Source organism: Exiguobacterium sp. SH0S7 (genome assembly GCF_004337195.1).
GTDB classification, from domain to species: Bacteria; Bacillota; Bacilli; order Exiguobacteriales; family Exiguobacteriaceae; genus Exiguobacterium; species Exiguobacterium aurantiacum_A.
Genome location: NZ_SJVA01000013.1, coordinates 39,252 through 50,297 on the forward strand (window position 1 = coordinate 39,252; position 11,046 = coordinate 50,297).

At 37.9% G+C, this 11,046-nt stretch carries 9 protein-coding genes and 2 pseudogenes; 2 read left to right on the forward strand and 9 right to left on the reverse strand.

Annotated elements, in window-relative coordinates:
- Positions 1-2 precede the first annotated feature (2 nt).
- From EVJ22_RS13495 to EVJ22_RS13515, 5 genes are all read right to left on the reverse strand, one after another.
- A complete protein-coding gene (locus EVJ22_RS13495) occupies positions 3-1,130 on the reverse strand; it encodes a hypothetical protein (protein ID WP_158625535.1) in 1,128 nt (375 codons plus the stop codon).
- Positions 1,114-2,739, reverse strand: coding sequence for an AAA family ATPase (locus EVJ22_RS13500; RefSeq protein ID WP_131444115.1), 1,626 nt, complete (start codon positions 2,737-2,739; stop codon positions 1,114-1,116). The genes EVJ22_RS13495 and EVJ22_RS13500 overlap by 17 nt, the downstream gene beginning before the upstream one ends.
- Positions 2,723-4,069 (reverse strand): primase C-terminal domain-containing protein, encoded by a 1,347-nt coding sequence (locus EVJ22_RS13505; protein WP_131444116.1) that lies wholly within the window; start codon positions 4,067-4,069, stop codon positions 2,723-2,725. The genes EVJ22_RS13500 and EVJ22_RS13505 overlap by 17 nt, the downstream gene beginning before the upstream one ends.
- Positions 4,070-4,939: 870 nt before the next feature.
- On the reverse strand, positions 4,940-5,305 hold the full coding sequence (locus tag EVJ22_RS13510) for a DUF5388 domain-containing protein (protein WP_131444117.1): 366 nt from the start codon (positions 5,303-5,305) through the stop codon (positions 4,940-4,942).
- Between the two features lie 5 nt (positions 5,306-5,310).
- Complete coding sequence (locus tag EVJ22_RS13515) at positions 5,311-6,159, reverse strand: ParA family protein (protein ID WP_131444118.1); 849 nt, start codon at positions 6,157-6,159, stop codon at positions 5,311-5,313.
- Between the two features lie 142 nt (positions 6,160-6,301).
- Here EVJ22_RS13515 and EVJ22_RS13520 point away from each other — a divergent pair, with 142 nt between their 5' ends.
- Positions 6,302-7,192 (forward strand): hypothetical protein, encoded by an 891-nt coding sequence (locus tag EVJ22_RS13520; protein ID WP_131444119.1) that lies wholly within the window; start codon positions 6,302-6,304, stop codon positions 7,190-7,192.
- Positions 7,193-7,264: 72 nt separating this feature from the next.
- Here EVJ22_RS13520 and EVJ22_RS15740 read toward each other — a convergent pair whose 3' ends face one another.
- Positions 7,265-7,456: a helix-turn-helix domain-containing protein gene (locus EVJ22_RS15740; protein WP_158625536.1), complete on the reverse strand. Its 192-nt coding sequence runs from the start codon at positions 7,454-7,456 to the stop codon at positions 7,265-7,267.
- A gap of 263 nt (positions 7,457-7,719) precedes the next feature.
- On the opposite strand from EVJ22_RS15740, the gene EVJ22_RS13530 reads away from it, so the two are divergent.
- Positions 7,720-8,295, forward strand: a complete 576-nt coding sequence (locus EVJ22_RS13530; RefSeq protein ID WP_131444121.1) for a hypothetical protein — start codon at positions 7,720-7,722, stop codon at positions 8,293-8,295.
- Positions 8,296-8,475: 180 nt separating this feature from the next.
- Here the strand turns inward: EVJ22_RS13530 and EVJ22_RS13535 are convergent.
- The 3 genes and pseudogenes from EVJ22_RS13535 to EVJ22_RS13545 all read right to left on the reverse strand — a co-directional run.
- Positions 8,476-8,859, reverse strand: a pseudogene (locus EVJ22_RS13535) (transposase); the annotation flags it as partial.
- A 102-nt stretch (positions 8,860-8,961) separates the two neighbouring features.
- On the reverse strand, positions 8,962-10,461 hold the full coding sequence (locus tag EVJ22_RS13540) for an ISL3 family transposase (RefSeq protein WP_131444122.1): 1,500 nt from the start codon (positions 10,459-10,461) through the stop codon (positions 8,962-8,964).
- Positions 10,462-10,552: 91 nt separating this feature from the next.
- Positions 10,553-11,046, reverse strand: a pseudogene (locus EVJ22_RS13545) (IS3 family transposase); the annotation flags it as partial.

An 11,046-nucleotide genomic window follows, 5' to 3' on the forward strand; every position in this document is an offset into this window, starting at 1 on the left:
CTTTATAAAATATATTGCTTTGCTTTATTGGTATCCTTTCTCCCGCTTACAATCCAACAACTAATAAACAATCCTAATTTATTAATATTATCTTTCAGATAATCTGGAAATTCAGTTAGTTCTTTTTTATTGAGGATTTCATTTGCATAATCATCCCAACGCTTTGAATGAATTTTGGAAAAAATATATTCTTTGTCTTGTAAGCTATTTAAATCGATACCTAATACTTGGATGGCTGGATCATAATATTTTTTTATGATTGGACTACTGTGGTATTTTTCTTTAGTCAATCCTTCTTTAAAGTCTAAAAATAACAACCTATCACTGAATTCAGTATTTTCTAGATTAAGCACATTAACACAATATGTTCTATTCATATTTAATTCTTGTAACCAAGAGGCAGGTATAAGGTTTTCTTTTTCATGAGCATCTAATGACAACAAATGAAGAATGCTACTATCTTTAAATTTTTTATATTCAATTTCAACATTTTCAAGAGTACATCCATTACCCAAAGGTTCATTTTCAGCTTTTTTGTCTGTATCACATATAATGAGAGTTTTTTCTTGGTTTCTAACCGCTACTTCAATTGCTTTTTTTATATTTCCCCCATATCCAGGATTGATTTTATTATCTTTAAATTTTAAGTTTGTATAATTTTCGTGTAGAAATTTTTTGCCTATTAATGAATAAAAAGAAACGTCAGTATCATATTCTGAAAGTATAGAGACTTTTTCACCTAAAAACTGATAGTCACATAAAGAATAGATGTTAATTTCAAATATTTTCCCTTCTGGGTAATACGGATTTTCAACTACTCTAACTTCATTAACTTTTATTTCTTCATCAACAGTTACGTTTATATGAATAGGAAATGATCTTAAATATTCTTTATTAACACCCACTTCCCTATTTCTTATATTCGATAATGCTTGCAAACAGCTCTTATCAATTTCATTTTCAAAATTCTCTTTTAAAAAATCAATCACCAATAAATCAATGATTACCAGATGTTGCTCATCATAGCTTAATTTCAAAAAAGAGTTAATGCCATCTATTATGTCTTGATTATTTTGAAGAGAATTTTCAGTTACATAGCGAATGAGAGATTTATCAATTTTTATAATCATATTTAAGTGACTCCGCTGCAAAAAATCCGATTGGCCATTCAGTAAAATCGCCATCTAAGTCAAACTCAACTAAATTAACCGATGAATTATTTTCTTCATCACGATTAACAATATTAATCGTGACAGAATCATGATTTAATCTTTCTTTTTTTATTGACTCACTAATTCTATTTATTATAGTTTCACTATGAGTTTCAATAATGATTTTTACACCATTATCTTCGATGTTTTGAATCAAATTTATACAAGCATCTATAAAATCAGCCTGCATTGCTGGATGTAAATGTAGCTCAGGCTGCTCAATTACAATAGTATATGGAACATTAATCTGATTTTTCCGATTTGAGTTTGCTCGAATTGATGTATGCCACAGTTCTACGATTATAGGCAGTATTTGAGAGTATCCAAAGCCTAAATCAATTATATTACGTGGCTTTTCTTGACCCACGCCTATTAAAATCGAAACATGTCCAGGTGTCATCTCCCGAGTGATAAAAAAACCAAAATTCTCTTTGGTCCATTTTGTAAATTTTCTGACTTCCTTATCATTCATGTTTGCAATAATCATAGGAATATTCAATCCGGAAGGATCAACTTCTGACAAAGATATACCTTGAAGTCTATAATACCTTTGAACTGGTGCTCTTAGAGGTGCAATATATTTCACTTTAGAGAAATAATCTTCAAAATATTTATCAATAGCTAATAAAAAATCATTAGTATAAGAAGCTACATAAAGATCGATTAATTCATCAATCTCATTTCTATATAAGTCTATGTTTACATGTTCTTCAAATAATTCTTCTATGTACTCTCTGTCTAAAAACAAAAAATCATCCATAAAAAAATACTCAATCTCTTCATACGTTATCTCAGAACTCGGAAAGATTTTTTCAAATAACTCCATTATACGTGGGTTGATAAAAAGTTCTGAAAAACTAGCTCTCGAGAGAGATTCATTGTTCTTTACACTCGTATCATCATTATTATCACTAACAAAACTTGCCTGGTGCATTTTAGAATAAGAAGGTCTTATTAAAGAAAAGAAATTTCTCTTATGAGGCACTATTTTAGAGTTTTTATGAATACGATTATTATAAATTGTTTGAGTGTTCACTTTAAATGATTCTAATACATGTTTATTAAAATTGAGTACAATACGCATGTCTAAAAAATTTAAAGTGACTTTAGATATATAATCTTCTAATGCATCAACCTGAAGAGAAATATCCCATTCATCAAGATCATGAACAATATCAAAGTAATTCTTAGTTGATAATTCATCTGTAGAAAAAAGCGAAATTAAGTTGTACATTCTATTACTATTATAAAAATAAGAGGGAGCTAAATTAAAATTAAACAAAAAAGAAATTGGTTTAGAAGAATCTGAACCCACTACATTAGCATATTCTCCGAAATCTACATAATCAGGGCTATACCACAAAAAAGGTTCACTAGTGTCATTTGCAAAAGTTTGTTTTAGCAAAGGAAATAAACGTAATAACGAACTTTTACCAGAGCTATTACGACCTATAAAAACATTAAGATCCGAAGAACAAAGATACTCCGTATAAGCAAAGCTACGAAAATTATCAACTGCTATCTGCATAATACTGCCTCCCAGGATTAAGTATTTCACGTACCATGATAAGAGGAAGGGACCAACCAACCACCCTATCTATAAATGTATACGAGTTGGACCCATTAAAAAATGTCTTTTTGTGAAAAAATGGTAAGACGTTCTCTTTTATGATTTGTAGAGTTGTTTTAGCTGCTCTACCTCTCCCTTCTACATCTTTTACAATACGTTTTTCTTCGATCAATTCTTCAATGGCACGCTTGAATGTAGTATAGGATAAAGTAATTTTTGAATTTACCGAAGATTGCACCAACTTGATTATTTCTCTTTGAGGATCACAAATACACCCTCCGTTTTTGCGTAAAACTGCAAGGATGTCTTCTTTCCATTCGTCTAAATGACTATATGTACGTTCTTCGCGCGGTTTTGCGCCTTCCCAGACTTGATACTTGAATTCGATACCAGACAATGTCTCGATCCAATACGATGAAGGTCCAAGCGGAGAACCAGGCTTGAAGGCGCTCTTCACTTTCCGTTTGACTTCGATTTGGCGAAGTGAGGGGCTATTCTTTTCATTCCAGCAATAAAGTGACGATAAGGCTTGATCTTCTTCATATCCTGCAGCCTTGTATGCGAGAGCAAGGGTATAGCATGTATTGTCACGTTGGCCTTCTTCCACGCCTTCTAATAGCTTTAAGATTGCTGGGTGGGATAATAAATCCGTCGATCCTAAAGCCACATTACCTTTCTTCGACTGATTCTCTTGTTGTTCGGTCAACCAGTCGCAAAGGTCGTCAAAGGAGACACGTTCTACCGAGCGTAGGACGGTGTTCTCTTCTGTCGGCAACCGGAACCAACGTTCAGCGCCTATCGCTTGAACATCCGCGTTCATCTCTTCAGCAATCATTCGTTGGACGCGTTTATAATGATCCACCACTTTTGGGAATGCGCGTCTTGGTTCCTTCAAGTACCAATACACATGAAAACCACCTGATGGCGTCTTGACGACGAGAGACGGTGTCGGCAGGCCTGCACTCGTAACCCGGTCCATGACGTCCGGGAAAATCATCCCTGCATTCTGCGGCGTCTTGACATCGATATCGATCACCATGGCGTTTAACCAACGCAAAGAGCCCGCATGACGTTGGTCATTGCGGTAAAAAGTGTTCGGTGTGAAATATGTATACTTTTCTTTTGCCCCAAAGAGTGAGCGGTATGTACGGATGGCACGTGGTTGTGTGAACTCCTGACAGACAAAGATCCATCCTAGCTCTTTGCTGTATCCGGTTCTCTCGATCTGAGAGGCCCGTTTCGGAGCTTCCGTTAATTGGTCTCGATAAAGATTTCTCAATACTTCCATGCTATATCCTCCTCTCTTCTTTTCTATGGCTCATCGTAAATTGTTGAGTATCCATTTCTCTGAAATACGATGAACATTGTCGAGAAGAAAGAACAATGCTAAAATGATTGCATAAGAAAGACGCCTTTGTTCGTCACGTTTTTCTTTTGAACAACGCATGAAAAAGGATCGGTTCATCGTATTATGTTTTTAGAAATCTTGGTTTCTACAAATCTATTCATGATGGCTGGTTTAGGGTGAAGCGTTGTTAAATACTAAGTCTGACTACTAAGTCAGATGATTTGGATCTGATAACGGCCAAGTTATCAGATTTTTTTATACCGTTTTTTCCTACTGGAAAGAACTTCATAATCCTATGTTTTCATAAAAGAAACCGCTTAACAACAGCTTTTTTTCGAGTTTATGCTCATAAAAAGCAATGTATACATGTAGATTTGTATACGTGTATACATGTAGATTTGTATACATGTAAATTTGTATACATGTATATTTGTATACGCGTAGATTTGTATACATGTATACAAAAACCAGACTTAATAATTCGCTAAAAGCGTTGATTTAAAGCCATATTTTAGATGATTCCATTCCCAATGTATACATGTATATATGTAGATTTGTATACATGTAGATTTGTATACATGTAGATTTGTATACATGTAGATTTGTATACATGTAGATTTGTATACATGTATATCTGTATACAGTTTTTAAAAATTTATTTATGTTAGATCAATATGGCTGAACATCCAGCAAAATAATATACCTTAATGACATCTAGACTAATTGTAGTCACATAAAAAACGAGCGTGCTCCAGTAGAGAACGCTCGTTCATTAATATCTAAGGTTCAGTTCATTATGGACTGCCTTTTTTATTTATTATGCTTCATCATCAAAACATCTCGAATCAGCTCATATTCTTTTCTTTCATTGGAAGAGAATAGCTCAAGATACTCGTCAATCATCGTGGAAATTATAGCATCTGCTGAATCCGCTTTGCCCATTGTCACTAACGCTGACAATTTATTTTTTGTGAGATTTGATACACGAACAGTGCTTGACCCCATATTGACCGAGTTCTTAGCTGCTCGTTTGTTTGAAGTTTCTTTCTGAGAAGTAGTTTTCGATTCGACTGTTTTGTCTTCAGATACTTCAGCTTTATATGTTTGTTGAGGAGCCGCTGCACCTTTACGGTCCAGCAACCGTTTTTTTGCTGGTTTTTGAATCAAATCTGACATGTTGTTCACCCCTGTTCCACGTAATTCATTTCTGTTTCGAGACGCTGTAAGAACTCCTCTGCGACTTTTGCATATGTCTCCATGACACGTTTGTCATGCATATCTTCCTCGACAATCCCAGTGATGTCATATCGCTTTAAACGTTCCATGTTCTTGATCACACCTTCAAAAAGGTTATGAGAACCGAATACATTTTTGGCATTTTCAAGCGTTGCCATATCTACTGCTGCACCATTTTTGAGAAGAACCGGTAGGATTCCAAGAATGTCAAAATCAGCATCATAGTCATCCAGCAATGTCTGCAGGTACTGTGTAAATACCTCGGCGCCCTGCAAGCTTCGTTCCTGTGTCTGAAGTACGACGACAACGAAATCAGAGGCATAGAGGGCGGAGTCAGTATAGATGGAGATAGTGGGAGGAACGTCCACAAAAATGAAATCGAACTCGCTCTTCAGAGGTTCAAGCAAAGTAGACAGATACGTCACGCGGTCAACTTCTTTTTCAAACTTTTTCTCAAGAAACTTCGGGTACTGTGCGAAATCACTGAAAGAGGGTAGTAGGAACAGATTGTCTGTGACTTCTGTGACAATGCTACTTAAATCGCCTTCTTGCATTGCTGCCATCAACGTTTTCTCGAAGGTTATGTAATCATCTTCTCGGGCAGCCTTCGTCTTCAGAAACAACGTAGTAGCGTTCGCCTGCGGATCTTGGTCACAGAGCAACACGCGATAGCCTTTTTTGGCCAATGCATAAGCGAGCATCGTGCTATTTGTTGTCTTTCCCGTGCCGCCTTTGAAGTTTCCGAACGTCACAACAATCGCGTCTTTCTGTGAAAGATCAAGCTGATTGGTCATTTTAGTGCCTCCTTTTTTATTTGTAATTTTAATTTATCAATCTTTTCTTAATTTGTATACATGTATACAAATGAAGGACACGAAAAAATAATTTCAAATATGATATAAAATATGGTATATGATTAACAAGGAGTGATTTTTTTTGGTTAATATTACATATTTTTATGGCGCAACTATTCTTGTTCTGATATTTGCAATAGAGACTTTTTTTGTAAATATTAAAAATTTTGTTAATGAATTATCTTATTTGAAAAAAATTTCTTCTAAGTTACGAATTTACGAAATTGTTTTTCGTAGAATCTTGATTGCTTTTCTTTTAAATTCAATCGTCAATTTAGTTCTCGTATTTTTTTTACTTACTGTTTCAAACAAATTTACTGTTCTTATGTTAGAAGAGAATAGAACAGCCATTATTATTATTTTTATAGTATTTAATGTTTTAGGACTTTGGGGTATAAATATACTTTATGAAAGAACGCCCTTTGGGAAAAACCTAACAAAATTTTTAGATTATTTGATAGGAACAGAACTTGCTCAATATAGTTCGAAATTCTTGTTACAATCTTTAAGAATTATATTCCTATTTTTCAAAATTACTCTATTGCTCATGCATGAATTTTTACTAATATCGATTAAAGTTGTTTTGTTACGTTTAAAGTTATTGAATTTATCTTCATTCGAGATTAATGCCAAAAATCATTTATCTGAAAAAGAAATTAGCACCAAAAATGATGGATCTAGCAATCCACTAACTTTTGACTATTTTGATTCTGCTCAACATTCTCCAAACAGTAAAGAAGAACTCGAAAAAGTTGTGGTTTTACTAGATACTATCGTTCTAATTCTTACTGCAATTGGATTATTATTGACTTCGAGCTTATTTTCATCAGCAATTAGTATAAGTAATCAATACTTATTTATTATGTTATTCGTTTCAGTGATCATTACAAAAATAACAGCAAACCATGAAAGGGTTGTTGCTAGAAGTGACTCAGAAATTTCTAAGGATTCGAACGAAAAAAAATCGGCCTAAACAAGTTATCTTCGCTCCACTCTTTTTAACTGTGATTAATACCGATGTTTTCATACATATAGATCTAACAAACTATATGAACTTTTCACTATTAAAAAAATCATTTAAACCGATGTCTAAACCGTGGCAAAATTTTTGTATTGTACTCACCTTCGGATGTTTCGTGCGTCCGCTCATCAATTCGGAAATCGTTGTCTGATTCAATCCACCCTTTTGAATGACTTGATGGATTGTCATATTATGTTCTGCCGCGAGCTCCTTCATCCGTTCGATGATTGCCTCGTTTAATTCCACTTGATCACCTCACGTTTCAATATATATTTTCTCTCATTCTTAAATAAAATTTTTTTCTCTTTATCTAATCTCCATCTTTTATAAAAAATATAAATGTAACTATTGTCTTCAAAATAAATAGCAAAGATAAATACTACTAAAATATTTTTTAATTTTAATGTTACATGTTTACAATAAAGTATTATTTTGGTAATCTATAACTGTCAATTTAACTGAGTGGAGGAACTCCTATAATGAAAACCAAACTGCTTACTTTAGGATTAGCTAGTACATTAATATTTTCATCATCAATTGTTTCTGCAAATGATAGTAACACTGGGGAAAACGAAAGTGTTACTAATACAGCATCTATTGAAGAGGTAGCAATTATTTTCAATGCTTTAGATCAAACAAACAATGACTTCGGTACAATGGCAGTTCAGCCTCCACCAGGAGGTAGTTCAGCATATACTACTAAGGTATTCACTCATCCTGCTACTACTGTAAGTCCTCAACAGATTCAGAAAGAGCAGAACCAATACATTGCTGCGTTGGCAGTTTCAGTATTAGGTTTATCTTTTATAACAGCAAAAGTAGGAGAGTCAGTTGCAGCAGTATCCGGATGGATAAGTGCCTTCCTCTCAGCTGCCTCCTTACCACCTAATCGAACTATAGCCATGCCTTTGCGTTTTCAAGTTACAGAATATCGTTATTATTTAAAAAAACCTACGTCAACTCTCGCGGGCTATGTTGATCATTATGTAAAAGATCTGTCTTCTGGAAAAACATACAAACTAAAAAGAATTAACATTGCAAAGAACGGCTTATAAAAACTTAAAGATTAAATATTTATCCGGTACAGCTTACACTATCAATTGTAGGAGTTAACACCATGTTTATCGTAATTACGAAACAGGTTCGGTATTTAAGAACTAAAAAATAAGTAAAGAGACCACCCAAAAAGTGAACTGCTCCCCGTCAAGTAGACAGGGTAAATAATGAAAACCAGCCTAGGCGGCTTGAGCCCTGTATTCGACAGGGCTCAAGCCGTTTAGTCGTTTCTGGAGACGATCATGGTTGTAGAACGATATGTAGGCCTCGATGGCCGACGTGAGTTCGCTATAGGCCTGGAACTCACGCAGGTAGTACATCTCGACTTTCAGGGTACCCCAAAAACCCTCGATCGGGGCGTTGTCGAGACAACGTCCGACGCGAGACATGCTGTGGGTCAGTTTTGCGTCTTCCACCATGCGTTTGAACCCTCTCGATGTATATTGAAACCCTCGGTCGCTATGGATCATCGGACCCGCTCCTGTACGGAGCCCCGCGATCGCTGGGATCATCGTCTGGAAGACGAGCCCATTGTTGTTGGATTTCCCGATGCGATAGGCGACTGTCAACAGCGGTTTAAAATTGGTTCTTCCTCACTTTTGATGAAACGCTCCATCCCTATGGTTATGTAGACATCGATTCATATTCCAGTAGAACAAAGAGCTTCAAGTTAAATTCAATATTTTGATTCGCAACAGCTCCAAACCTGCACGACCATACATTTGACGTTTAATCGTTTTCAGTCGATTGACCTGTCCCTCGACCATACCGTTTGACCAGTGCAGGGTCATGCCGAGTCGGATGGCGTCGAGATCCCCTCGTATATAGGTTGCGAAAGAAGATAGCTTCGTTTCGTTCATCCGCTCTGCCTGTCCACACCACCTTAAGATATCTTGTTGAGATGTCGCCGCCTCGAAAAGTTCTTTGAATGAGCGGATCAGCTCGTTCAATTCCTTCAAGAAGGGATGGATGTCCAGTATTTTTAGGAGAAGTGGTTTGTTGGAAGGCTCGTCCTCCCAGAGAACTTTCTGGATGATTCGTCGGTTGATATTGATTTCGTGTGGGACTGCTTTTTTCAACCTTGCGACATACGGTCGAAACGTACTGATTCCACGGGCATATCCTTTTCGTTTCAATGTCCGGTGCATCCATACTGTCGTCCTGCCTTGGCGAATCCATCTGACGATGTCTTGTTTGTAGACGTCTGCGCTGTGTCGTCGGTGTGACCGACCGATTCTTGGTGGCTCTGTCATCTTCAGATATCTCCGACATGTCTTCGGGTCGATTTGATGCCGTCTGACCAACTCGGAGATCGGGACACCCTGTTTTGCATCCTGTTGTACGGCCAGAATAAGTGTCCACTTCCTTCTCTCGGCGTCTGTCAGTTCGCGTTCGATGTTTAGACCATCCGGTTCGAGAAGGATCTTTTCGCCAGATGGAAGACGCTGTTTCAATATGTCCTCAATTTTCTTTCCTAAGTTGTGAAACAAGTGCCATCGGTCACTCACCTGTTGAATCGTTTCATCGGCCAAACGGATGGCCTCCCGGAACTCGACGGATCCGTCCCGTGCTACGACCTGGATGGTAGGATGTGAGCGAATCCAGGCACAGACGGTGTTAACATCCCGAGAGGGAAGCAAGGCAATCGGCCGTCTGGTCTCAAGGTCGCAGATGATCGTCCCGTACTTTTTTCGTTTTCTCCAAGCCCAGTCATCGATACCGATCACGCGAGGGTCAGGCATGATTCGATGTCGTTCTGAGCGTTTCAACATTCGGAGCAACGTACTATCGCTAATGTTGTTCAAAATACGTTCGAGTCCGATTGCACTCATCCCACGCAAAAGCCTCAACAGCCCACGTTCCAAACGAAACGTTCTGCGGGAGTGTGGTCGACACAGGGCAGGAAACCTCTCCGTGAAGATGCTTGAGGGACAATCTGGTTCGTCGCAGAAAAAACGTCTTGCCTGAATCCGTAGTTGCACATCCATCCCGAACACGCGCTCATCCTTCAACGTCCTGATGTATCGGCTGTGGATACGATGTGAGACAGTATTGCATTGAGGACAGGGTGCACATGACTTTTTTCCATGACAAATGAACTGATACGTTTCATCACGGCGGTTCACATCGACTATTTCCAGTTCCGGAAAAAACTCATTCAACATGAGGAATCCCTTCAATCCTTTTAGTAAACTAATTCCCTAAGATGAGATTCATCAAAAGTGAGGAAGAACCATTTTAACAGCGTTGATTACAGGCGACGATCGAGCCGTCATAGAGGTCGATGATCGCGCTCAGATACGCCCTCCTCCCGGCGCCATATTTGAACTCGGTGACGTCGGTGCACCATTTCTCGTCCGGTCGGGACGCGCTGAATTCTCGGTTCATCAGGTTCTCGGCCACATGCTGCGGTGAAGACTTTTTGTACCGTTTTCGCTTCTGGCGGATGACCGAACGGATCTCGTGGATGCGCATGAGACGATAGACCCGCTTCTCGTTGTATGCCGGTAGGCCATGCTGGCGTCGTCTCCGATTGACCGTCATGGTGATCCGTCGATACCCGTAGGTCCCGTTCACCTGGTCGTAGAGGAGACGGATGTCCTCCAGTAGACTCAAGTTCTCTTCCTCGCGTACCGAGACGGTACGTTTTAACCATTTATAATAGGCGGCCCGTGAGACCTGCGCGATCTCGCATAAGAGCACGACCGGGAACGTGTCGCTTATCGACATTTCCTTGATGGCCGTGTAAC